Origin of the sequence: Methyloversatilis discipulorum (assembly GCF_018780585.1) — a bacterium.
GTDB classification, from domain to species: domain Bacteria; phylum Pseudomonadota; class Gammaproteobacteria; order Burkholderiales; family Rhodocyclaceae; genus Methyloversatilis; species Methyloversatilis discipulorum_B.
The window spans coordinates 1-22,744 of record NZ_JADMJL010000001.1 but is presented as its reverse complement, the minus strand read 5'-3'; the positions used below and the strand labels follow the sequence as shown (position 1 = coordinate 22,744).

Sequence of the window (22,744 nt, the reverse complement as noted above, 5' to 3'; positions counted from 1 at the left end):
CAACGCGGAAGCGGCGAGAGAAGCCGATTTCCGATGATTTCAAAGCGCGCCCCGGGCATGCAGCGCGGCGATGTCGCCGGCGCCGTATCCGAGCCCAGCCAGCACTTCGTCCGTGTGCTCACCCAGCGCCGGCCCGATCCAGTCGGTGCGCCCGGGTGTTTCCGACAGCCGCGGCATCGGGGCCGGCGCCTTGAACGTGCGACCGTCAGGAAGGCGCGCGGTTTCGAACACCGCCCGCGCCAGATACTGCGGATCCGAGGCGATGTCCTCGATCGAGTAGACGCGGCTCACCGGCACGTCGGCCTCGCCGAGCAGGTGCAGCACCTCGTCGCCGTCGCGCGCGGCGACCCAGGCGTCGATCAGGCCGTAGATCTCGTCGCGGCGCGCGTCGCGCCCGGCGTTGTCGGCCAGCGTGGGATCGTCGGCCAGATCCGGCCGCCCCATCGCGGTCATCAGCCGACGGAAGATGGCGTCGCCGTTGCCGCCGATGATGATGTGACGGCCGTCGCGCGCGGTGTGCGTGTTCGACGGCGTGATGCCGGGCATGATGTTGCCGGTGCGGCCGCGGATGAAACCGAACACGTCGAACTCCGGCAACATGCTCTCCATCATCGCGAACACCGCCTCGTACAGCGCGACATCGACGGTCTGGCCCTGCCCTGCCCCGCGCCCGCCGGTGGCGTCGCGATGGCGCAAGGCCATCAGCGCACCGATCACCCCCCACAGCGCGGCGATCGAATCGCCGATCGAAATGCCCACCTTTACCGGCGGGCGATCGGGAAAACCGGTGATGTAGCGCAGCCCGCCCATCGATTCGCCGATGGCACCGAAACCCGGCTGCTGCGCCATCGGTCCGGTCTGGCCAAAACCGGACAGTCGCACGATGACCAGCGACGGATTGATGTCCTTCAGCACCGCTTCCGGCAAACCGAGCTTGTCGAGCACGCCCGGGCGGAAGTTCTCAACCAGCACGTCGGCGTCCGCCAGCAGCTTCTTCAGCACCGCGATCGCGTCCGGATGCTTCAGGTTCAGTGTGACCGACTTCTTGTTGCGTGCCTGCACGAACCACCACAGCGAGGTGCCTTCGTACAGCAGGCGCCACTTGCGCAAGGGGTCGCCACCGTCGGGTGATTCGATCTTGATCACCTCGGCGCCGAACTCGGCCAGGATGCGCGAGGCAAACGGGCCGGCGATCAGCGTACCCAGTTCGACCACCTTCAGGCCATCGAGCGGACGTGCCTGCGTGCTCACGCCGGCCGCCTTTCCGACAGCGCCTGGGCGATGGTTCCAATATCGGTGTGTTCCAGTTCGCCACCGACCGGCAGACCGCGGGCGATGCGGCTGACCGCGAGGCCGCGCGCGCGCAGCATTTCGCCGAGGTAATGTGCGGTCGCCTCGCCCTCGTTGGTGAAATTGGTCGCCAGAATGACCTCGCGCACGGCGGGATCCGCCGCACGCTCCAGCAGGCGATCCAGCCGCAGCTCCTTCGGACCGACGCCTTCGAGTGGCGCGATGCGCCCCATCAGGCAGAAATAGAGTCCGGCGTAGCTGTGCGTCTGCTCCATCATGAGCATGTCGGCCGGTGTTTCGACCACGCACAGCAGACTGGCGTCGCGACGCGGCGAACTGCAGCGCTCGCACACCTCGAGTTCGGTGAAGGTGTTGCAGCGCGCGCAGTTGTGCAGCCGCGTCAGTGCATTGCCGAGCGCGCGCGCCAGCTTCTCGGCGCCGCCGCGGTCGCGCTGCAGCAGATGGAAGGCCATGCGCTGCGCGCTTTTCGGGCCGACCGAGGGCAGGCAGCGCAGCGCGCTGACCAGCTCGTCCAGCACACCTGTACTCATGACGGGCGCAGGACCGGACTCAGAACGGCAGCTTGAAGCCCGGCGGCAGGTTCAGGCCCGACGTGAAGCCGGCCATCTTTTCCTGGGTGGTCGCCTCGACGCGGCGCACCGCGTCATTGACGGCGGCCGCGAGCAGGTCCTCCAGCATTTCGCGGTCGTCCATCACCGACGGGTCGATGGACACGCGGCGCACGTCGTGCTTGCAGGTCATGAGCACCTTGACCATGCCGGCACCGGACTGGCCCTCGACCTCGACGCTGGCCAGCTGCTCCTGCATCTTCTTCATGTTTTCCTGCATCTGCTGGGCCTGCTTCATCAGGCCACCGATGCCACCTTTCATCATGGTGCTGTCCTCAAAGGGGTTTGATCGAGTCTTCGATCAGCCGGGCGCCGAACTGTTCAATCACCTGCTGTACGAAGGGGTCATTCTTCATCGACGCGCACGCCTGTTCATGGCGCGCGCGCTGTTCTGCGTTCAGTCGCTGGGCAACGGTCTGTCCGACCGGGTCACCCTGTTCGAAATGCAGCCGGACATTGACGCCGAGGCGGGTCTGCAGCGCAGCGCGCAACTTGTCCTGTCCGGAGGTGATCAGGTGCGCCATGTCACGCGACAGGCGCAGGCGAATCGCCTCGCCTTCGCTGGCCAGCCACTCGCTCTGGTGCGCCAGCTGCTTGCTCAGCGCGGCAACCTCCAGCGTATCCACGAGCGCATGCCAGTCGGCGTTGGTACGCGGCATCGCTCCCGCGGCCGCGGCGGGCGGCGCGACATTGACCGGCTCGTCGTCTTCCCACGGCGGCGGCGCGGGATTCGCGTCGACCGCTTGCGCCTGCGCGGCAGGCGACGGCGTTTCACGCGGCAACGACGCGGCGACCGGTGCCGCCGCAACGGGGGGCGGCACCGGCGCGCTGGTGCGCGCGACACGGTTGGGCGCCTGCAGCGCAGCGCTCTGGCCGCGCGGGGTGGTGCCCAGCGCCGGCGGCGTCTCCGGGCGGAAGGCCAGCAGACGCAGCAGGGTCATCGAGAACCCGGTGACTTCGTCCGGCGCCAGCGCCAGATCGTTGCAGCCCTGGACGACGATCTGGTACGCCAGCTGCACCGATTCGGCGTCCATCGCTGCAGCGTAGGGTTCAAGCCGCGCCTTTTCACCTTCGTCGGTGATCGCGTCCGGCACCTTCTGCGCCACTGCGACGCGGTGCAGCAGCACCGCCAGTTCACGCAACGCCTGGTCGAAATCGACACTGCGCGCGCGCATCTGCGCGGTCAGGGTCATCAGTGCTGCGCCGTCTCCGGCGAGCAGCGCATCGAGAATGAGGTAGAGGTGTTCGTCGCCCACCGTGCCCAGCATGTCGAGCACATCCTGTTCGACCAGCCGGCCGGCACCATGCGCAATGGCCTGATCGAGCAGCGACAGCGCATCGCGCATCGAACCGGCGGCGCCCTTCGCGATCGGCCGCAGTGCGGCCGGCTCGTACTCGACACCTTCGGCGTCGAGCACGCCCGACAGATGACGCACGATGGCGTCCGGCGGCATCTGCTTCAGGTTGAACTGCAGGCAGCGGCTCAGTACGGTGACCGGAATCTTCTGCGGATCGGTGGTCGCGAGGATGAACTTCACGTGCTCCGGCGGCTCTTCGAGCGTTTTAAGCATCGCGTTGAAGGCGTGCCCGGTCAGCATGTGGACTTCGTCGATCATGTAGACCTTGTATCGCCCGCGCGCCGGCGCGTAGGCCGCCTTTTCGAGCAGCGCGGCCATGTCGTCCACGCTGCGGTTCGACGCGGCGTCCATTTCGACGTAGTCGACGAAACGGCCGGCATCGATTTCGGTGCAGGCGGCGCAGGTGCCACACGGCTTTGCCGTAATGCCAGTTTCACAGTTCAGGCTCTTGGCCAGGATGCGCGAGATCGTCGTCTTGCCGACGCCGCGGGTGCCGGTAAACAGATAGGCGTGATGCAGGCGCTGCTGTTCGAGCGCGTGCGTCAACGCACGCACGACGTGATCCTGACCGACCAGGGTTTCGAAGCTGCGGGGACGCCACTTGCGCGCAAGAACCTGATAAGTCATCTGGACGCTGGCGTAAGAGGACGGCTGTGCGGACTGCAGAAAAGGGAGGGGTGGCGAGCCTGACCCCCGGCACTCGTGGTGAGCAGCTGTGGCTGCTTCCTTCCGGACCTGACCAGGTTCACCGCGCCACGATGCGGGGAGACCCGCCACGCCGAATATTAACCCGGGAGCCCCCCTCTCGACCAGCCCGACCTGAAATTCTGGCTGGACTCAGCCGCCGCCGCGCTGGAAATGACGGTCGAAGCGCGCCATGAAGGCGGCCATGAAATCGACATCGCGAACCGTGAAGTCGATCTGTACCCGCAGGCGAGGCAGACTCAGCAGCGCGATGTGAAGCGCCGGCAACACCTCTGCGGACACCGTCCAGCCGCGGCCGCTGACGCTGTCACCGCGATGGACGATGGGCAGTTCGACCGCGCCGGGCAGCATCTGGAAGAACTCTTCGCGCCCTATGCTCATCACGCGCACGACCTGACCGGAGGCAAGTTCCTCGGGCTTCAGCGGAAAGGCGGCGCTCATCCCCCCGCCACCGGCGGCCAGATGGCGAGTACGTCGTTATCGACCAGCGCGCGCGCATCGCGGCTGACGGGAGGAATGAAATGACCGTTCACGAGAACCAGATGGACGAGCCGCGCAGGAAGTTGATGGCGCGCGATCATATCGCCAACCGTCGTTCCTTCGGGCACGTCCATCGGCCACTCGTTGGTGCGCTTCGCCTCGTCCGGCAGGAAATCGGACAGCGAGGCGTACAGCTTCAGCGTCACCCGCATCTTCAGTGCAGCGCTTCGGTCAGCGGCGGCGCGCTCTGCGCCTGGGCCATCGACAGATAGGCCTCCATCACGCGCAGCGGGTCGTGCATCAGGCGCTGCTTCCAGCTGCCCAGCGGCGTACGGGTCTGGATCAGGCCGCGCAGCACGCCGACGTGGTCAGTCAGGCCGATCGAGGTCGCACCCACCAGCACGTCGTCCTTGAACTGCAGACTGATGTAGCGGAAGCGCTCTTCGTCGATCAGCTCGACCGAATCGCCGCCGTCGGCACCCCACCACTGCCCGAAGGAGGCTGAAATCAGGCCCAGCGTGTCGAGCACGTTGATCGCCATCGTGCCTTGCGAGCGCGTGTTGCGCCCCACCATGTTCATCGCCGCGACTCGGCCCTGATCGACCGCATTCGGCTGAATCGCATTGACCAGACGCTCGCCGGTCGAGAAATCGACTGCTTCTGCCACGTCACCCGCCGCAAACACGCCGGGGATGTTGGTCTCGCAGCGTTCGTCAATCAGGATGCCGGTCGCGCAGGCAATGCCGCTGCCCTGCAGGAAGGCGACATTGGGCTTCACGCCCGCCGACGCGATGATGAGATCGGCCACCACTTCGGTGCCGTCACCCAGCGTGGCAATCAGCTCATCGCCGTTCGGGCGGATCGAGGTGACGCGGGCGCTGGTGTGCACATTGACACCCTTCTGTTTCACCCAGCGCGCGATCATGCTGCCGGCCTTGGACGTCATCATGCGCGGCACCATGCGGTCGCCCATTTCGACGATGTCCAGCTTCACGCCTCGCGAGGCGAGCGCTTCCATGATGATGCAGCCGATGAAGCCGGCGCCGATCTGCAGCACGCGCGCGCCCTTCTTTGCCTTGGCGGCGATGTGGCGGGCGTCGTCCAGCGTCCAGCAGCTGTGCACGTTCGGCGAATCGATGCCCGGCACCGGCAGCTTGAGCGGATGCGAACCGGTACAGATGAGCAGGCGATCGTAGGCGAAGGAGGCGCCGTCCTCCATATGGACGACGCGACCGGCGGTGTCCACCGACTTCGCGCGCCCGAGCACTTCCTTGATGTTCAGCGACGCGAAATGACCGTCGGTCTTGCGCAGCCAGGTGCCCTTTTCCTGGATGTTGCCGACCAGCAGGTAGGGAATGGCCATGCGCGAATACGGCGGCTCGGGTTCGTCGCCGATCATGACGATTTCGGCATTGCGATCCGCACGGCGGATCGCTTCGGCGGCGACCACGCCGGCCGGACCGTTGCCGATGATGACGTGCTTCATGAGTGATGCTCCTGAAATGCAGCGCGCCCCGGAGGGCGCGCTGTGTTCATGCGACGACTTCGATCAGAGACCCAGGCGGGCAACCGTCTCCGCCGTCGGACGGCCTTCGGTGTCCCAGCCGCGCAGTTCGTAGTACTCGGGAATCATCTTGTCGATGCCCGACACCAGACCCTTGGCCGGACCGGCCTTGGCGGCTTCGTTCTTCAGACGTGGCGGCAGATCGTCGTCCTTGCGTGTAAAGCCGGCTGCGTTGTTGAACTGACGCTCCATGTTCCAGATGCGCTCGCCCATCAGGTCCAGCTTCTCCATCGACCAGTCGCCTTCGCAGGCAGCCTGCAGTTGCGGCTGGATGTCCGACAGCGCCCAGGCGAAGGTCGTGAACACGCACAGGCCGGACGAATCGACCACCGCAGTCGCGTCCTGGAAGGCCTTGACCAGTGCAGGCTTGCCTTCGGTGGTCAGCGGATCGGTCTTGACCGGGATGCCGAGCACTTCGGACGAAATCGTGTACGAACGCAGGTGGCAGGCACCGCGGTTCGACGTGGCGTAGGTCAGACCCATGCCCTGCACGCCCCGCGCGTCATAGGCCGGGAATTCCTGGCCCTTGACCGACATCGACAGCTCGGGATGACCGTACTTCTCGCACAGGCGCTTGGAGCCGAGACCGACGATCTTGCCGAAGCCTTCGCCACGGGCCGTCTGTTCGGCCAGGAAGGTGAGCGCGCGGGCCGAGCCAAACGGCGCCTCGATGCCGATCTCTTCCTTGGTCAGCACGCCCATTTCGTACAGTTCCATCACCGCACCGATGGTGGCGCCGAAGGAAATCGGGTCGAAACCATCTTCGTTGCACAGCATGTTGGCGTACTGCAGCGCCTCGATGTCGTCGACACCGTTGGCACAACCGAGCGACCACGCCGCTTCGTACTCGAGACCGCCGGAGGCGCCCCAGTACTTCGGGCTGTTCACCACGGTGTAGTGGGTCTGGTCGATCTTCGAAATGCGGCCACAGGCGATGGTGCAGCCGAAGCAGCCCTGGTTGTTCACCAGCTGCGCCTTGCCGTCGGATTCGCGCGGCTCGTGCATCGCTTCGGCCGAGATCTTGCGCGCGCCCTCGAACTGCACGTCCTTGTGGTTGCGCGTCGGCATGGCGCCGATCTCGTTGATCACGTTCATCAGCACCTGGGTGCCGTAGGTCGGCAGGCCCTGACCGGTGACCGCATTCTCCTTGAGGATCTTCTTCTTCTCGTAGGTAACCTTCATGAACTCCTTCGGGTTGGCCAGATTGCCGACGCCGAGGGTGCCACGCACCACGAGTGCCTTCAGGTTCTTCGAGCCGGCGACCGCGCCGACGCCGGAACGGCCGGCTGCGCGGTGCAGGTCATTGACGATCGCGGCATACAGCACGCCGGCTTCGCCGGTACGGCCGATACAGGACACGCGTACCTGCGGATCCTGATGGGCCGCCTTGATCGCCTCTTCGGTTTCCCAGACGGTCTTGCCCCACAGATGGGACGCGTCGCGGATTTCGACCTTGTCGTTCTCGATCGACAGATAGACCGGGCTCGACGCACGGCCTTCGATGATGACCATGTCCCAGCCGGCGAACTTCAGCTCGGCGCCGAAGTAACCACCGGAATTCGAACAGGCGATGGCGCCGGTCAGCGGGCCCTTGGTGACGACCGAGTAGCGGCCGCCGGTCGAGGCCATGGTGCCGGTCAGCGGACCGGTCGCCCAGATGATCTTGTTGTCCGGCGACAGCGGATCGACCTTGGGATCGATCTCCGACACCAGATACTTCGTTGCCAGACCACGCTGGCCGAGATAGTCCTGAGCCCACTGCATGTTCAGGGGCTCGCTCTTGCAGGTGCGGTCGGTCAGGTTAACGCGCAGGATTTTGCGGGTCCATGCCATTTTGTGTTCCTCCGAAAATCAGGCGGGCTGGTTGCCGAGCTTGTCGGCCCACTGGCGCATGCGGTCCAGACCGGTCCAGTTGGCGTCCACATAGGTGATGGCGCCGGTCGGACAGGCTTCTGCACAGGCCGGGTTGCCGCCGCACAGATCGCACTTCTGCACCTTGCCGGTCTCGGCCACGTAGTTCACGGTGCCGAACGGACAGGCGATCGTGCACACCTTGCAGCCCACGCACACATCCTCGAACACGACCTTGGCGCCGTTGGTCTTGTCGAGCTTGATCGCCTCTACCGGACAGGCGTGCATGCACCAGGCTTCATCGCACTGCGTACAGGTATAGGGAACCTTGGCGCCCGTATGGTGGAAGTCGAACACCTTGATGCGCGACAGCGAGTTGTTGAATACACCGTAGTTCTCGAACGAACAGGCCATTTCGCATTGCAGGCAGCTGGTGCATTTCGAGGGATCGATGTGTAGGGACTTCTGCATATTGATTCGCTCCTCCACGTTCTGGGCGTGACACGGTTCGCAGGGTTATTTTGGCGGGAAAGTCGCCCCGCTATGAAAAACGCTTCATATTTTAGCGCTCGGAATTTGGCGCCTGTGCGCTTCCGCTGTCTCAAAAAATCCTTATTTGCGAGACAGGTGTTCAGGTGTCCATAAACTGGACACCTGAACACTCAGGGTGCACGCCACTTGATATTGTGCCGCGCCATGATGCGCTCGATTTCGCCGTCGGCGACCAGCGCATTCATCGCCTCCATGATGGCGCGACCGAGCAGCTGCTCACCCTTGCGGATGGCGATGCCGACCGGCCACTGGCGAGTATTGAGCAATGCGATCGGAGCCGGGCCGACCGGGAAGTTCGCGTCACCAGCGACCGCTCCTTCCAGTTCGCCCTGCAGCGCCATCACTCCTGCAACCTCGCCGGAGCGCAGTGCAGCCATCGCCTCGGTCAGCGTCTTGTAATGCTTGAGCTGACTGCGATAGCGCCCGCCGTCGGCCGACAGCATCAGCGAGTCGGGCAGCGTATCGACCACCACGCCACAGGGCAGCTTTTCGAACGGCGCCATCGTTTCGAGGCTATCCACGCGGCGTCTGTCGTAGGCGACGGCATAGCGCTCGCGGTGATACGGCGCGATGAATTCCACCTTGTCCTGACGGGCCATGTACTCGCGGTCGACCGGCGCGTGCATCATCATGTCGGCCGGGCCGTAGCCCATGTAGTGGCCCTTCCAGACCATATTGCGCAGGTCATCGCCCATGTTCTCGTCGGCGTCGAAGAACATCGGTGACATCTTCAGTCCCATGCGTGCCGCCAGCGCGGCGGCGATGTCGACGTCGGAGCCCTTGCCCTCGTTCGAGAACGGCGCAAAGTCCTTGTAGAAGGCGACGCGCAGCAGACCGGATTTCTTCACGCCGGCCCACACCTCGTCGCCCTCCGCCCACGCGGGCAGCCCGGTCAATGCCAGGCCGGCGCCGGCGAGCAGCAGGCGGCGGCGCTGAGCCCCAATATCAGTCTTCATGACGGGTTTCGATGTAGGCACGGATGGCCCACATGGCTTCCTGCGACAGCGCTTCCTCGAACGGCGGCATGTAGACGGCGCCGTTGCGCACGCGGCCGCGGCGCACGGTGTTGATGAAATAGTCGTCGGTTTCGGCGTCGATCGGGAGCATGCGCAGATCCGGGGCAATGCCGCCGCTGACGGCTTCCAGACCGTGGCAGCGCGCACAGTTCTGGTTGTAGGCGGAGCTGCCGACGCGGACCGCTTCCTTGTCGCCGCGGTAGGGATTCTCTTTGCGCCACTCGGCGCCCAGCGCCTTCAGCGTGCTGACATCGACGGCCTGCGGCACGACGTCGCCGTGAGCTTCGACACGCATCGTGGTCATGCTGCCCAGTGCGATCAGCGCGGTGACGATGGCCGTCGTCTTCAAAGTTGCGGCTCCTGCTTTCATAACTCCTCCGTGGATGTTCACATGCTGCAAGTCAGCTTGCGGGTGTGCCTGTTTGCACGAATCGTGCCAAGTTCAGCTTCACTTTGAGACAGGTGTAGCGCGGCGAAGCGAATCACGTTATAAAGCTTCGACAGTCCGGTGGGACGATGGCGCAGGCACGAGCTGCCGCCAACCTGCCGGAGGCGAGAGCCGGTACAACCGGCCGTGCATCCCGGAAACGGGCTCGGAGGAGACCATGGAATCAAGCCCCGCCGACATCGCGCGCAGCGAGCAGGCACACGAAATCATGCGCAGCGCCGGTGAAGTGCCGGCAGGCGTCCTGCCGGCGCTGATCGAAACGTCGTGGAGCCGCTGCATCAGCCGCGGCCTCGACGCCGACAAGAACAGTCGCGAAGTCGAAAGAGCCCGGCGCGACCTGCTGCTGACCGAACGTGAGCGCAACGAGTCGCTGCTCAAGCACGCGGCGCCGGTGATGAACGGCCTGTACGCGCAGATCGCACGCTCGGGCAGCATGATCGTGCTGACCAACGCCTCGGGCTTCATCATCCATTCGGTTGGCGACCAGACCTTCCTCGACCGCGCCTCCAAGGTCGCGCTGTCGCCCGGCGTCGAATGGTCGGAGGAAAGCAAGGGCACCAACGCCATCGGCACGGCGCTGGTGGAAAAGGTCCCGGTGTCGGTGCACGGTTCGCAGCACTTCTTCTCGGCCAACCACTTCCTCACCTGTTCGGCCTCGCCCATCTTCGACCCTTGCAGCCGCATGCTCGGCGTGCTTGACGTCACGGGCGACTCGCGCAATCCGTCGCATCACAGCCTCGCGCTGATCAATCTGGCGGTGCAGACCATCGAGAACCAGATGTTCGCGCACGCCTTCCCGGACGGTTTCCTGCTGCACTGTCATGTCCAGCAGGAACTGATCGGCACCGTGTTCGAGGCCCTGCTCGCCTTCGACCAGGATGGTCGCGTGCTGTCCGCCAACCGCAGCGCCTGTCGGCTGATCGGCCGCAGCCACGCCGAACTGCTGACGCACTCCTTCAGTTCCATGTTCGACAAGCCGCTGGGCGCACTGTACGACCCGCTGCTGCGCGGCACCGACATGCTCGAACTGCGCCTGTTCGGCGGGCGCACGCTGTTCGGTCGCCCGCAAGCCGGCAATCAGAGCCGTCCGCCGGCCCGTGTGATCAGCATGGACGTTCAGCGTCCGGAATCCGGTCAGTCGGTCAGTCGGGTGCAGATCGCCAAGGACCGCGGACTGGCTCGGCTGAGCACCGGCGACGCGCAGATGGATGCGGTCGTAGAAAAGGTTCGTCGCGTGCTCGGGCGGGACATCCCGGTGCTGATCCAGGGGGAGACCGGCACCGGCAAGGAACTGCTCGCGCGCGCCATTCACGACGAAGGCCCGCGCCGCGACCAGACCTTCGTAGCCGTGAACTGCGCCGCCATCCCCGATGGCCTGATCGAGTCGGAGCTGTTCGGCTACGAGGAAGGTGCTTTCACCGGTGCGCGTCGCAAAGGCTACCCGGGCCGCATCATGCAGGCGGACGGTGGCACCCTCTTCCTCGACGAAATCGGCGACATGCCGCTGGCACTGCAGGCGCGCCTGCTGCGCGTGCTGCAGGAGCGCACCGTGGTTCCGCTGGGCAGCGGCCGCGCAACACCGGTCGATCTGTCCATCATCTGCGCGACCCACCGTAAGCTGCGCGACCTGGTCGCCCAGGGCAGCTTCCGCGCCGACCTCTACTATCGCCTGAACGGTCTGACCGTGATGCTGCCGCCGCTGCGCGAACGCAGCGATCTGCGCGCGCTGGTGCATCGCATTCTCGCCAGCGAGGAATCCATTCCGCAGGGGCTGCGCATCGACGACGAAGTGGTCGCGCTGTTCGAGCGGCATCCGTGGCCGGGCAATATGCGCCAGCTGGCGAATCTTTTGCGCACCGCCGGCGTGATGGCCGCCGACGATGGCTGCATCCGCAAGACCCACCTCCCGGACGACTTCATCGATGAACTGGGCGGAGCGCCGACGTTCGCACCAAGCGAACCGGAGTTCCGTGCGGTCGCTGCCCAGGCACCCTGTGACCTCGACAGCCTCACGCTGCGCGCAATACGCGAGTCGCTATCGCGCAACGAAGGAAACGTGGCCGCTACAGCGCGCGAGCTCGGCATCAGCCGGACCACGCTCTATCGCAAGCTGAAGGAAGGCTGATCAGGCTCTGATCTCGGCACTGCCAGGACGGCAGCCACGGAACTGAACACTTCGTACAGTAACGTTCCACCTGTACAGCGGGCGGGAATCGCTCCCGCACGTGCCTCAGCGCCCGTTTCGGACAGGCAAAAAAATGGCCGGCTTGGGTAAGCCGGCCAAAGAGCCATGTCTAACTGAAGAGAACAACACCACCCCGAAACTGCCTGTAACGGAACGGATACGGCCGCGAAACCGGGGATGGATCACACCACCGGAAGCGGGCTCGGCCTGAAGTTCCAGTACGTCGCTCCAGTCCGCCGCGACCTGCCCGCTTGTTTCCTTTATCCCGACGCCCACAGGCGCCGGGATATACGACTTAGGCAAGCGCTATGCCAGCACAGGTCGTCGATGTCATTACTTGTGCAGCTTGAACACCCACATCGAACCACCCTGGTTCAGGTAGTTGACCTTCTTGGCCACGTCCCCGCCCCACAGCGGCACAGCGCCACCCCAGCCGGCAGCGACGCCGATGTACTGCTCGCCGTCCTGTTCCCAGGTGATCGGGGGCGCCACGACGCCGGTACCGGTCTGGAAGGACCACACTTCCTTGCCGGTCTTCGCGTCGGCGGCCTTCAGGAAACCTTCAGGCGTACCCCAGAACACCAGGCCACCCTTGGTCGTCATCACACCACCCCACAGCGGAGCGTTGTTGGTGACTTCCCAGACGATCTTGCCAGTCTTGGGATCGACCGCGCGCAGCGCGCCGATGTACTTGTCGTCGATGGTCTTGATGGTGAAGCCGGCGCCCAGATAGGCAGCACCCTTCTTGTAGGTGATCGGCTCGTTCCAGATTTCCATGCCCCACTCGTTGGCCGGCACGTAGAACAGGCCGGTGTCCGGGCTGTAGGCCATCGGCATCTGGTTCTTGCCGCCGAGGAAGGACGGAGCGGAGAACACCACTTCACCCTTCTTGCCGTCGGCACCCTTGGACGGGTCGCCAGGGCGGTTGGCCGGATCGAAGATCGGCTTGCCGGCTGCATCCAGGCCCTTGGCCCAGGTGATCTTCTTGACGAAGGGGAAGCCGCGCTCGAACTTGCCGGTGTTCGCGTCCAGCACGTAGAAGAAGCCGTTACGGTCAGCCTTGCCGCCCATGCGCTTGCCGTTCATGTCGAACGTGACGAATTCGTTCACGCCGTCATAGTCCCAGCCGTCGTTCGGCGTGCCCTGGAAGTGCCACTTGATCTGGCCGGTGGCAACGTCGATGGCCACGGTCGCGCAGGAGTACAGGTTGTCGCCGGGACGCAGGTGGCTGTTCCACGGAGCCGGGTTGCCGGTGCCGAAGTAGGCCAGACCGGTCTTGGCGTCGTAGGAGCCGCCGAGCCAGGTGGCTGCGCCGCCGGTCTTCCACAGGTCACCCTGCCAGGTCGCGTTGGTCGTGCCGCTGATGCCGTTTTCGGTCTTGTTGCCGGCGGCATCGAACTTGTAGCCCATGTGGCCTTCGACGGTCGGACGGCTCCACACCATCTTGCCCGTCTTGGCGTCGCGCGCCTCGACACGGCCAACGATGCCGAACTCGCCGCCGGACACGCCGGTCAGGATCAGGCCCTTGGCAATGATCGGAGCTGCGGTATTGGAGTAACCAGCCTGATAGTCGTCGATCTTTTCCTTCCAGACGACCTTGCCGGTGTTCTGGTCGAGAGCAACCAGTTGTGCGTCCAGCGTGCTGAAGATGACCAGGTTGTCATACACGGCGGCGCCGCGGTTCACCACGTCGCAGCACGGCATGATGCCGTCCGGCAGGCGGTGCTCGTATTGCCACAGCTTGGCGCCGGTCTTGGCATCGAGTGCGTACAGGCGGGAGTAGGAACCCGTAACGAACATCTTGCCGTTGACGACGAGCGGCTGCGATTCCTGACCGCGCTGCTTTTCGCCGCCGAACGAGAACGACCAAACCGGAACCAGGTTCTTGACGTTGCCGACGTTGATCTTGTCGAGCGGGCTGTAGCGCTGGCCTTCCGTGCCCATGCCCCACGACAGCACATCGCCGGTCGTCTTCGCGTCGTTTTCGATGTCACGGTCGGTCACACCGGCCATGACCTGCGGTGCTGCCATCGCGGCGAACGCCGCAACCAGCAGGCTGGACAGCGTGGAATTACGCAAGCCTTTCATACTTCCTCCTCGTTGGTGAATTTCTCTCTTGCACGAAGGGAATGGTTCCCTTTTTCGGCAGGAGACCGACCGCAAAAACCGGGCCAGCCCAAAACAAGGAGAAAATCCCGTTCGCACCGCACTCCTGCGATGCGAAACGGGTCAGGTGTTCATTTTTGTTGCAACACAGGCAGTGCAACACTGTCCAGCGCCCGCAACTCGTAGGCGCCGTACAGGTGGGTGACCGAACGCTCGAACTCGCTGCGGGCGAGCGGCATGCGCTCGAAGCGCTCGGGCAGCGGCAGGCGCATCACCTCGGCCATATCGAGACCGTTTGCCGCCGACTGCATCAGGGTCTGATCAAGCCACTTGAGCCAGTCACGCGTCTGCTCGATGCCGGCGCTACCCGCATGCACGGGACCGTGACCGGGTAGCGTCTTCTTCGCGCCCAGCGCCGCCAGCGCGTCGAGCGACTTCAGCCAGCGTTGCACCGACGCGTGCGGCGTGGTCGGGGCTCGATCGAGGAACACCAGATCGCCGGCGAACAGCACGCCGGTCCGGTGATCGAGGATGGCCAGATCGCCGGCGGTGTGCCCTTCCAGCGCAATCAGTTCGAACTCGTGTCCGCCCACCGTCAGCCGTCCGGGTTTCACGTCCTGCTGCGCAACCTGAGGTTCGGTGCCGGATGCCCAGTCGCCCGCCATCCGGTACATGTTGTCGGCGAAGGCCCCGCCGTCGTCACGCTCGCCGGCGCGCGTGGCGGGCAATGCGGCGATCGGAACATCCGCGTAAGCCTGATTGCCGAGGAAGTGATCGGGGTGATGGTGCGTATTGAACACGCGCACGACCGGCTTGTCGGTGACGCGGGCGATGGCCGCCCTCATCTGTTCGCCATAGCGGCGCGACGGACCGCTGTCGATCACGACCACGCCCTCCTTGGTTACGACGAAGGCGGTGTTCACGATATTGCCGCCGTTGCCGCGCGTGATGTCCTCGGTGCTGCCGATCAGCACCCAGGTGTCGTCCGCGATCTTCTCCGGCTTCAGGCGATAGTCGAAAGGTGCCGCCGCGGGTGCGGCGACGCTCAGCGCAAAGGCGACCAGTGCAGCAAGAAGGCGGGCCATCATGGCTGCACCTTGGCGTCGATGCGGTTGCCGTTGTTGTCGCGGCCGACGACGCGCAGCGCCACCGCGCCGGTGTCCGGCAGATCGAACGAGAACACCGGGTTCTCGCTCAAGGGCTCGAACGTCTCGAGCTTGAGCATGGCGTCGCCCTTGTCGTCGACGATGGCGAGCTGTTCTATGAAGAAGGCCGGGATGCCCGGCGCAAGACCGGTGTCCATCGGATGCATGATGCGCAGGCGAACACGCTGGTTCTGTCCGTCGCGCCACACCCTGCCCTGCACTTGATTGAGTTTCTGCGCCCAGTCCGGCGCACTGCGGCCGGTGCTCGGTGCGGTACAGCCGCCGCCGGCAGCATCCACCCAGACCCCGCCGGCCAGCCAGTTGCCGTCGCCGGTCTGCACCAGCGCGCGGATCGGGCTCGCCTGCTGCAGCTTGATGCGGAAGGACAGGCCGGGCTGCGCCAGCAGCGGCTGGAAGTCGAGCACCTTGACGATGGGATTGAAGTCGGCGATCACCAGCACGCGCTTGACGTCCGGCAAGCCTTTCAGCCTGACCGTCACCGGCACGTTCATCGAATCCTCGGCCACCTTGGGCGCCAGCACTTCGATGCGCGGATCGAAAGCCACTGGCGCATCGTTCAGATATTCGCGCTGCAGATCCGGCCAGCGCGAGGAATTCAGCGGATCGGCATCGGCCGCCTGCACGGTGCCGGCCAACGCAAGCGCGAGCCCGAGGGCCGCAATCACCTTCTTCATCGGGACAAACTCCTCCATTGCATCTTCTATATGTAAACGGCGCCAGAAACCGGTCCCCGTGCAGCGAGGCAAGCAAGACGAAGACCATCGCCGCCCGGGACCGGCAGAGCGCCTCGCATCCGGCATAAAGCTTGCCGAACAGCCGTCTGTTACAGACCTCGACAACTAAGTGTCCATCCCTGAAACAGTCCGGAAAAACGGGACCGACTCCCTGATTCTGCGGGAGCTTTGAACCTTCGACACCTCCACGTGCTGCCTAACCTGCAGTGCGCATCACGACCCTGTGTCCGCGAAACAAGCGGGGCCGCGATGACGACACGACAGATCAACACTGAAAGAGGAGTCAGGATGAAAACGTTTGCCCTCAGGAACCCGGCACTGCTGATCGCGCTGGGCATCCTCGCAGCAGGCCCGGTGCACGCCGCCAAGACGGTGAGCTGGGAAGATATCGTCAACGACGACAAAACGACGAAGGACGTGCTGACCTATGGTCTAGGCATGAAGGCCCAGCGCCACAGCCCGCTCAAGCAGATCAACACGCAGACCGTCGCATCGCTGAGCCCCGCCTGGTCCTATTCCTTCGGCGGCGAGAAGCAGCGCGGCCAGGAAGGCCAGGCGCTGGTGCACGACGGCGTCATCTACATCACCGGCTCCTACTCCCGCATGTACGCCATCGACGCCAAGACCGGCAAGCGTCTGTGGGCGTACGAACATCGGCTGCCGGACGACATTCGTCCGTGCTGCGACGTGGTGAACCGCGGCGCCGCCATCTATGGTGACAAGGTGTACTTCGGCACGCTGGACGCCGGCATGGTGGCCTTGAACAAGGACACCGGCAAGGTCGTCTGGTCGAAGAAGTGGGGCGACCACAAGGTCGGCTACACGATGTCGGGTGCCCCTTTCATCGTCAAGGACAAGAAGTCCGGTCGCGTGATGCTGGTGCACGGTTCGTCCGGTGACGAATTCGGCGTGATCGGCTATCTGTTTGCGCGCGACGTCGATACCGGCGAGGAAATCTGGGCGCGTCCGATGGTCGAGGGCCACATGGGTCGCCTGAACGGCAAGGACAGCACGACGACCGGCGACGCCAAGGCGCCGTCGTGGCCGGATGATCCCAGCCGCGAAACCGGCAAGGTCGAGGCCTGGAGCCATGGCGGCGGAGCCCCGTGGCAGACCGCCTCGTTCGACGTCGAACAGAACATGGTGGTGATCGGCACCGGCAACCCGGCCCCCTGGAACACCTGGAAACGGACCAAGGAAGGCGACAGCCCGACCAAGTGGCCCAGCCTGTTCACCTCCGGCCAGGCCTATGTCGATGCCTCGACCGGCGAACTGAAGGGCTTCTTCTCGCACACGCCGAACGACGCCTGGGACTTCTCCGGCAACAACTCGGTGCTGCTGTTCGAGTACAAGGATCCGAAGACCGGCAAGCTGGTGAAGGCATCGGCGCACGCCGACCGCAACGGCTACTTCTTCGTGACCGACCGCGAAAAGCTGGCCACCGGCGCCGGCTACCCGTGGAAGCAGACCGCGCTGATCGGCGCCTGGCCCTTCGTCGACGGTATCACCTGGTCCAAGGGCTTCGATCCGAAGACCGGCCTGCCCAACGTGGTCGAGAGCCAGTATCCGCCGAAGCCCAAGGCCGGTGCGGACAAGGGCGAATCCATCTTCGTGTCGCCGCCCTTCCTCGGCGGCACCAACTGGATGCCGATGTCGTACAGCCCGGACACCGAGCTGTTCTACATCCCGGCCAACCACTGGGCGATGGACTACTGGACCGAGAACGTGACCTACAAGCCGGGTGCCGCCTACCTCGGCCAGGGCTTCCGGATCAAGAAGCTGTTCGACGACCACGTCGGCGTCCTGCGCGCGATCGATCCGAAGACCGGCAAGATCGCCTGGGAGCACAAGGAACAGTTCCCGCTGTGGGCCGGCACGCTGACCACCGCCGGCGGCCTGGTGTTCACCGGCACCTCCGATGGCTACGTGAAGGCCTTCGACGCCAAGACCGGCAAGGAAGTCTGGAAATTCCAGACCGGCTCCGGCGTGGTGTCGGTGCCCATCACCTGGGAACAGGATGGCGAACAGTACATCGGCATTTCTTCCGGCTACGGCGGCGCCGTGCCACTGTGGGGCGGCGACATGGCCGAGCTGACCAAGCAGGTCAGCCAGGGCGGCTCGTTCTGGGCCTTCAAGCTGCCGAAGCGCTGATTGACGGCGCGCCCCCGCCGCCCGGCGGGGGCCGGCCACTCCTCCTGCCGGCCCTGCGTGGCCGGCCTTTACCTGGCAACTGCGATAAGGTCTCCCGAGGGTTTCCGGTGCCGTCGCGTCAGCGTCGGCCCAAGATGCGCGGTTGCCAGGTTCTTTCTGTCCGGAGTCCTGGATGCGAAGACTTTTCCCCGTAACACTGCTGGTACTGCTCGGCCTGGCCGCGCCGGCCGTCGCCGAAGATATGCCGGCGAGCGAAACACTGGTCGTCAATGGCTGCCCGATTTGGCCCTACACCCGCTGCCCGGGTGCCGACCTGCGCCATGCCGACCTGTCGGCAAAGGACCTCGCCGGCGCCGACTTCACCGGTGCGAACATGGTGCGCGCCGACCTGCGTGCCGCCAATCTTGCAGGCGCGATACTGGACCGCGCCGATCTCAGCTCAGCCCGCCTGCAGAAGGCCAACATTCCCGCCGCCAGCCTGCGCGGCGCGCGGCTGGTCGGTACGGACATGGAGTTCGCGCGCATGTTCCGCGTCGACTTCAGCTACGCCGACCTGACCGCCGCCAACCTGGAAGCGGCCCGCCCGATGTTCGCGCGCTTCCACTATGCCCGGCTGGTCAACGCCAACCTGCAGGAAACCAAGTTTGGCAGCGCCGATTTCCGCAACGCCATCATGGAAGGCTGCGTGACGCGCTACACCGTCTTCCTCGACGCCAATTTCGACGACTGCAAGGGTTGTCCAGTCGATTGGTAAGCACCGTCCGCACAAGGAGATAAAGGACATGATCAGGAAAGTGGCTGCACCACTGGTGCTGGCGGCCGCACTCGGCATCGCGTCGGCATACGCAGGAGACCCTGCGATGGAGGCGCACCCGCCCAAGACCGACATTTCGGCGCTGCCGCCGGTCGGCGATGCATGGAAGGACAGCAATCCCTACCGCGGCAACGCCGCCGTCGTTGATACCGGTCGCGCGCTCTACAACGAATCCTGCGCCGTCTGCCACGGCACCGATGTCAATCACAAGAACCAGGTCGGCCCCAACCTGCTGCGCCTGCACCGCGGCTGTCGCAAGGTGACCGAGCCGGAACTGTTGCCGCGCTGCCTCAGCGACGTCGATCACTACTTCGTCAAGACGGTCCGCAAGGGCAAGCGGGTGCTCGACGTGCAGCACATGCCGCCGTGGGACAAGGTACTGGCGCAGGAGGCGGTGTGGGCGATCAAGACCTTCATCGAGGCCCGTATCGACGAGGATGCGCGGATCAAGGCGCAGGGGAAGACCGCGGCACGCTGAAACTCACCCGCGACAAATGAAAAAGCCGGCGCGATGCGCCGGCTTTTTTTGGTCGGAATCGACGCGGTTCAGATCTGGAAGGTGCGCAGGCTGGCTTCGAGCTCGCGCGCCGAGCCGGCGACCGATTCGCCCTGCGACGCGGTCTGCGCCACGCCGCGTGCGTTGTCTTCGGACAGTGCGGACAGCTCGCCCGCGTTGCGCAGGATGGCGTGCGCCGTGGTGTCCTGTTCGCGCATGCTGGTCGCCACTTCACCCGACTTGTTCACCAGTTCTTCCATGCGGTGCAGGATGGACTCGAACGTCTCCACCGCGCCGCGCGAGGTGGTCACCGCACCGCTGACGCGTTCGCTGGCCTGACCGACGCGCTCGACCGTTTCCTGAGCGTCGTGGCGGATCTTGGCAACGATCTGCTCGATGTCCGCGGTCGAACCCTGGGTGCGCTGCGCCAGCTTGCGCACCTCGTCGGCCACCACCGCGAAACCGCGGCCCTGCTCGCCGGCCCGTGCCGCCTCGATGGCCGCGTTGAGCGCCAGCAGGTTGGTCTGGTCGGAAATGTCCTTCACCACGTCGTTGATCTTGGCGATCTCTTCGGAATCCTTGACCAGGCGTTCGATCACCTGCAGCGACTCTTCCATCTCCTTGGCGATACGGCTGACGCCCTCCATCGACACTTCGAGGTCGGTCTTGCCGCTGCGCGTGCTGTCGCCGGCGGCGCGCACGATGCTGTCCATGTCGGCCGACAGGTCTGCGACCTGGCGGGCCGAGGCGGTCATCTGCTCCATCGCCTCGGCGACGGTACGGATGCGGTCGGCCTGGCGCGAGCCGGTCTCGTTGGCGGCAATGGTCAGCTTGGACAGTTCTTCGGCCGAACTGGTGAGCGTCGACGACAGGGTCGTCATCTTCTCGATCAGCTTGCGGAAAGACTTGCAGGCCTGGTTGTACTCATAGCCCAGCCAGGCGAAATCGTCCTTGCCGGACAGGCTGAGCTTGTGATTGAGCTTGCCTTCGGCAAGGCTGTGCATGGCGTTGACCAGCAGTTCGGCGCGCTGGCCGAAGCCGGTGCCGAACCAGATGCCAACGCCCATGATGAAGACGGAACTCAGGACAGACGAGACGACAAGGCCGGTCCAACCCGGGAACAGAAACTCCTGCACGCCGAAAATGGTCGTGCATATTGCCGACGCAAAGATGGAGTGAAAAAGGAAGGCTTTGCGGATGCTCAGCATGTTCTTCATGTGTCTGTTCCCTGTTTTCGATTCACTACATGGCCAATATCGACAGGTGCTTATAGGACTTTAGTTATACGGAAGCGCACCGTCGATCTCCTCGTAGGAGCGTTTACGACGCATGGCACGGCGGACTTGAGCAGGGGGTTTGCAAAAAAGAAGAACGCCGCGCATAACTTCACGCGGCGTCAGAACTGCGAGTTGCAGCAGTGTCAGCTGCGCATCAGCTGATCATGCCCAAGGTGCGCGGCAGCCACAGCGACAGCGCCGGCCAGTAGGTGACGATGACCAGGAAGATGAGCATCGTGACCAGCCACGGCGACACTGCCTTGGTCATGTCCGTCATGCCCAGCTTTGCGATGCCGCTGCCGACATACAGGTTGAGACCCACCGGCGGCGTGATCATGCCGATTTCCATGTTCACCGTGATGATGATGCCGAAATGCACCGGGTCGATGCCCAGCGCCATCGCCACCGGGAACAGGATGGGCGCGGTGATCAGGATGATGGACGACGGCTCCATGATGTTACCGGCCAGCAGCAGCAGGATGTTCACCACCAGCAGGAAGCCGAGCGCCCCCATGCCGCTATCCACCAGCCATGCCGCCACCGCCTGCGGAATCTGTTCCGAGGTCAGCAGGAAGGAGAACAGGATGGCGTTGGTGATGATGTAGAGCAGCATCGCGCTCATGTTTGCCGAATCGAGCAGCACCTTGGGGATGCGCTTCAGCGGCAGGTCGCGGTAGACGAACACCGCGACGATGAAGGCGTACACCGCGCTCATCGCGGCCGCCTCGGTCGGCGTGAAGATGCCGGTGTAGATGCCGCCCATCACGACGACGATGAGCATCAGCCCCCAGAAGGATTCGCGGAAGGCCTTGATGCGATCGGCCATCGGCGCCTTCGGCATGCGCGGGTAGTTATTGCTCTTGGCGCGCCACCAGGTGGTGAAGCCCAGCATGAACAGCAGCACCGCGCCCGGGATGATGCCGGCCATGAAAAGCGCGCCGATCGACGAGTTGGTCGACACCGCATACATCACCATCACGATGGACGGCGGAATCAGGATGCCGAGTGCACCGGAGCTGGCGACGATGCCCGCCCCGAACTTCATCGGGAAGCCCTGCTTCACCATGGCCGGCAGCAGGATGGCGCCGATCGCCGCCACCGTCGCCGGGCTGGAGCCCGACACGGCGGCGAACAGACCGCAGGCCACCACACCGCCCATGCCCAGGCCGCCATGGAAATGGCCGACCAGCGAGGTCGCGAAGTTGATCATCCGCTTCGCCACACCGCCGTGGGTGAGGAAGTTGCCGGCCAGGATGAAGAACGGAATCGCCATGATTTCGAACTTCTCGATGCCGGTGAACAGCTTCAGCGCCACCGATTCGACCGGCACATCGGTCATCGTGAACAGGAAGGTCAGTACGGTCAGACCCAGCGAGATCGACACCGGCATGCCGGTGAGCATCAGCACCAGCAGCAGTGCAAAGATGATGGCGGCGCTCATTGGCGGCCTCCCTTGGCATGTTCGCGCTCTTCGGCTTCTTCAACCGCCTCGCCGATCAGCACCGGCTTGACGTCCTCCATGCCTTCGACGTGCGCATGATCATGGTGCGGCAGCTCACCGGTACGGATGAAGGCTGTCATCACCTGCAGGAAGCGGAAGCACATCAGGCCGGAACCGAGCGGAATGGCCATGTAGACGATCCAGGTCGGCCATTCGAGATCGGGCGTGGTCGGCCCTTCGAACAGATCGCCGGTGTCCTGGCCCATTGCGCTCAGCACCGCGTAGGCGGCGCCGTTCTCCCACACGAAGTGGCTGCCCAGCGCACAGATGATGCCGGTGAACAGCGCGCCCGCCGCCAGACCGAACACGACGAACTTGTTGCGCAGCGCCGGCTGCAACTGGTTGATCAGCACATCGACGCCGACGTGGATGCCGGTGCGCACGCCGTAGGCGGCGCCGAACTTGGCCATCCAGACGAACA

Annotated in this window: 21 protein-coding genes and 1 other RNA gene; 4 read left to right on the top strand and 18 right to left on the bottom strand. The window is 64.6% G+C overall.

Annotated features, from left to right (window positions below):
* Nucleotides 1-39 precede the first annotated feature (39 nt).
* The 12 genes from IV112_RS00110 to pedF form a co-directional block, all read right to left on the bottom strand.
* Nucleotides 40-1,251, bottom strand: coding sequence for a CaiB/BaiF CoA transferase family protein (locus IV112_RS00110; protein ID WP_304000263.1), 1,212 nt, complete (start codon nt 1,249-1,251; stop codon nt 40-42).
* Nucleotides 1,248-1,841, bottom strand: coding sequence for a recombination mediator RecR (gene recR / locus IV112_RS00105; RefSeq protein WP_029143636.1), 594 nt, complete (start codon nt 1,839-1,841; stop codon nt 1,248-1,250). Before recR ends, IV112_RS00110 begins: the two co-directional genes overlap by 4 nt.
* A gap of 19 nt (nt 1,842-1,860) precedes the next feature.
* On the bottom strand, nt 1,861-2,184 hold the full coding sequence (locus IV112_RS00100) for a YbaB/EbfC family nucleoid-associated protein (protein WP_304000259.1): 324 nt from the start codon (nt 2,182-2,184) through the stop codon (nt 1,861-1,863).
* A 10-nt stretch (nt 2,185-2,194) separates the two neighbouring features.
* Nucleotides 2,195-3,904 (bottom strand): DNA polymerase III subunit gamma/tau, encoded by a 1,710-nt coding sequence (gene dnaX / locus IV112_RS00095; protein ID WP_304000256.1) that lies wholly within the window; start codon nt 3,902-3,904, stop codon nt 2,195-2,197.
* A gap of 49 nt (nt 3,905-3,953) precedes the next feature.
* Nucleotides 3,954-4,052: signal recognition particle sRNA small type (gene ffs, locus IV112_RS00090), an RNA gene on the bottom strand.
* 62 nt (nt 4,053-4,114) lie between these two features.
* Nucleotides 4,115-4,423, bottom strand: a complete 309-nt coding sequence (locus IV112_RS00085) for a hypothetical protein (protein ID WP_304000254.1) — start codon at nt 4,421-4,423, stop codon at nt 4,115-4,117.
* The gene (thiS, locus tag IV112_RS00080; protein ID WP_304000253.1) at nt 4,420-4,674 is read right to left on the bottom strand and encodes a sulfur carrier protein ThiS; all 255 of its coding nucleotides are present in this window, start codon (nt 4,672-4,674) and stop codon (nt 4,420-4,422) included. Before thiS ends, IV112_RS00085 begins: the two co-directional genes overlap by 4 nt.
* A 2-nt stretch (nt 4,675-4,676) precedes the next feature.
* The gene (locus tag IV112_RS00075) at nt 4,677-5,948 is read right to left on the bottom strand and encodes an NAD(P)/FAD-dependent oxidoreductase (RefSeq protein ID WP_304000252.1); all 1,272 of its coding nucleotides are present in this window, start codon (nt 5,946-5,948) and stop codon (nt 4,677-4,679) included.
* Nucleotides 5,949-6,011: 63 nt separating this feature from the next.
* Complete coding sequence (locus IV112_RS00070) at nt 6,012-7,859, bottom strand: aldehyde ferredoxin oxidoreductase family protein (protein ID WP_304000250.1); 1,848 nt, start codon at nt 7,857-7,859, stop codon at nt 6,012-6,014.
* Between the two features lie 18 nt (nt 7,860-7,877).
* Nucleotides 7,878-8,348: a 4Fe-4S dicluster domain-containing protein gene (locus IV112_RS00065; RefSeq protein WP_019918660.1), complete on the bottom strand. Its 471-nt coding sequence runs from the start codon at nt 8,346-8,348 to the stop codon at nt 7,878-7,880.
* Nucleotides 8,349-8,539: 191 nt separating this feature from the next.
* Nucleotides 8,540-9,385, bottom strand: coding sequence for a substrate-binding periplasmic protein (locus tag IV112_RS00060; protein WP_304000245.1), 846 nt, complete (start codon nt 9,383-9,385; stop codon nt 8,540-8,542).
* The gene (gene pedF / locus IV112_RS00055; RefSeq protein ID WP_304000243.1) at nt 9,375-9,815 is read right to left on the bottom strand and encodes a cytochrome c-550 PedF; all 441 of its coding nucleotides are present in this window, start codon (nt 9,813-9,815) and stop codon (nt 9,375-9,377) included. Before pedF ends, IV112_RS00060 begins: the two co-directional genes overlap by 11 nt.
* A 235-nt stretch (nt 9,816-10,050) precedes the next feature.
* Between pedF and IV112_RS00050 the strand changes: the two genes are divergently transcribed.
* Nucleotides 10,051-12,018 (top strand): sigma-54-dependent Fis family transcriptional regulator, encoded by a 1,968-nt coding sequence (locus IV112_RS00050; RefSeq protein ID WP_304000240.1) that lies wholly within the window; start codon nt 10,051-10,053, stop codon nt 12,016-12,018.
* A gap of 393 nt (nt 12,019-12,411) precedes the next feature.
* Here the strand turns inward: IV112_RS00050 and IV112_RS00045 are convergent, their stop codons facing one another.
* From IV112_RS00045 to IV112_RS00035, 3 genes are all read right to left on the bottom strand, one after another.
* Nucleotides 12,412-14,166: a PQQ-dependent methanol/ethanol family dehydrogenase gene (locus IV112_RS00045; RefSeq protein WP_304000238.1), complete on the bottom strand. Its 1,755-nt coding sequence runs from the start codon at nt 14,164-14,166 to the stop codon at nt 12,412-12,414.
* 149 nt (nt 14,167-14,315) lie between these two features.
* Complete coding sequence (locus tag IV112_RS00040; RefSeq protein WP_304000236.1) at nt 14,316-15,272, bottom strand: quinoprotein relay system zinc metallohydrolase 1; 957 nt, start codon at nt 15,270-15,272, stop codon at nt 14,316-14,318.
* A complete protein-coding gene (locus IV112_RS00035) occupies nt 15,269-16,024 on the bottom strand; it encodes a quinoprotein dehydrogenase-associated SoxYZ-like carrier (protein WP_304000234.1) in 756 nt (251 codons plus the stop codon). Before IV112_RS00035 ends, IV112_RS00040 begins: the two co-directional genes overlap by 4 nt.
* A gap of 348 nt (nt 16,025-16,372) precedes the next feature.
* On the opposite strand from IV112_RS00035, the gene IV112_RS00030 reads away from it, so the two are divergent.
* From IV112_RS00030 to IV112_RS00020, 3 genes are all read left to right on the top strand, one after another.
* On the top strand, nt 16,373-18,235 hold the full coding sequence (locus tag IV112_RS00030) for a methanol/ethanol family PQQ-dependent dehydrogenase (protein ID WP_020164279.1): 1,863 nt from the start codon (nt 16,373-16,375) through the stop codon (nt 18,233-18,235).
* A 172-nt stretch (nt 18,236-18,407) separates the two neighbouring features.
* Nucleotides 18,408-18,989: a pentapeptide repeat-containing protein gene (locus IV112_RS00025; RefSeq protein WP_304000232.1), complete on the top strand. Its 582-nt coding sequence runs from the start codon at nt 18,408-18,410 to the stop codon at nt 18,987-18,989.
* 28 nt (nt 18,990-19,017) lie between these two features.
* Complete coding sequence (locus IV112_RS00020) at nt 19,018-19,527, top strand: c-type cytochrome (protein WP_304000230.1); 510 nt, start codon at nt 19,018-19,020, stop codon at nt 19,525-19,527.
* A gap of 68 nt (nt 19,528-19,595) precedes the next feature.
* Here IV112_RS00020 and IV112_RS00015 read toward each other — a convergent pair whose 3' ends face one another.
* The 3 genes from IV112_RS00015 to IV112_RS00005 all read right to left on the bottom strand — a co-directional run.
* A complete protein-coding gene (locus IV112_RS00015) occupies nt 19,596-20,612 on the bottom strand; it encodes a methyl-accepting chemotaxis protein (RefSeq protein WP_232415999.1) in 1,017 nt (338 codons plus the stop codon).
* 364 nt (nt 20,613-20,976) lie between these two features.
* Nucleotides 20,977-22,263 carry a TRAP transporter large permease gene (locus tag IV112_RS00010; RefSeq protein WP_304000227.1) on the bottom strand — a complete coding sequence of 429 codons (1,287 nt, stop codon included), beginning with the start codon at nt 22,261-22,263 and terminating at the stop codon, nt 20,977-20,979.
* On the bottom strand, nt 22,260-22,744 hold a 485-nt coding region (locus IV112_RS00005; protein WP_304000223.1), incomplete at its 5' end, for a TRAP transporter small permease. The genes IV112_RS00005 and IV112_RS00010, both read right to left, overlap by 4 nt.

Coding starts and splice junctions, on each gene's coding strand:
- recR (WP_029143636.1), bottom strand. CDS start 1,841: ATGAGTACAGGTGTGCTGGACGAGCTGGTCAGCGCGCTGCGCTGCCTG.
- IV112_RS00100 (WP_304000259.1), bottom strand. CDS start 2,184: ATGATGAAAGGTGGCATCGGTGGCCTGATGAAGCAGGCCCAGCAGATG.
- dnaX (WP_304000256.1), bottom strand. CDS start 3,904: ATGACTTATCAGGTTCTTGCGCGCAAGTGGCGTCCCCGCAGCTTCGAA.
- IV112_RS00085 (WP_304000254.1), bottom strand. CDS start 4,423: ATGAGCGCCGCCTTTCCGCTGAAGCCCGAGGAACTTGCCTCCGGTCAG.
- thiS (WP_304000253.1), bottom strand. CDS start 4,674: ATGCGGGTGACGCTGAAGCTGTACGCCTCGCTGTCCGATTTCCTGCCG.
- IV112_RS00075 (WP_304000252.1), bottom strand. CDS start 5,948: ATGAAGCACGTCATCATCGGCAACGGTCCGGCCGGCGTGGTCGCCGCC.
- IV112_RS00070 (WP_304000250.1), bottom strand. CDS start 7,859: ATGGCATGGACCCGCAAAATCCTGCGCGTTAACCTGACCGACCGCACC.
- IV112_RS00065 (WP_019918660.1), bottom strand. CDS start 8,348: ATGCAGAAGTCCCTACACATCGATCCCTCGAAATGCACCAGCTGCCTG.
- IV112_RS00060 (WP_304000245.1), bottom strand. CDS start 9,385: ATGAAGACTGATATTGGGGCTCAGCGCCGCCGCCTGCTGCTCGCCGGC.
- pedF (WP_304000243.1), bottom strand. CDS start 9,815: ATGAAAGCAGGAGCCGCAACTTTGAAGACGACGGCCATCGTCACCGCG.
- IV112_RS00050 (WP_304000240.1), top strand. CDS start 10,051: ATGGAATCAAGCCCCGCCGACATCGCGCGCAGCGAGCAGGCACACGAA.
- IV112_RS00045 (WP_304000238.1), bottom strand. CDS start 14,166: ATGAAAGGCTTGCGTAATTCCACGCTGTCCAGCCTGCTGGTTGCGGCG.
- IV112_RS00040 (WP_304000236.1), bottom strand. CDS start 15,272: ATGATGGCCCGCCTTCTTGCTGCACTGGTCGCCTTTGCGCTGAGCGTC.
- IV112_RS00035 (WP_304000234.1), bottom strand. CDS start 16,024: ATGAAGAAGGTGATTGCGGCCCTCGGGCTCGCGCTTGCGTTGGCCGGC.
- IV112_RS00030 (WP_020164279.1), top strand. CDS start 16,373: ATGAAAACGTTTGCCCTCAGGAACCCGGCACTGCTGATCGCGCTGGGC.
- IV112_RS00025 (WP_304000232.1), top strand. CDS start 18,408: ATGCGAAGACTTTTCCCCGTAACACTGCTGGTACTGCTCGGCCTGGCC.
- IV112_RS00020 (WP_304000230.1), top strand. CDS start 19,018: ATGATCAGGAAAGTGGCTGCACCACTGGTGCTGGCGGCCGCACTCGGC.
- IV112_RS00015 (WP_232415999.1), bottom strand. CDS start 20,612: ATGGGCGTTGGCATCTGGTTCGGCACCGGCTTCGGCCAGCGCGCCGAA.
- IV112_RS00010 (WP_304000227.1), bottom strand. CDS start 22,263: ATGAGCGCCGCCATCATCTTTGCACTGCTGCTGGTGCTGATGCTCACC.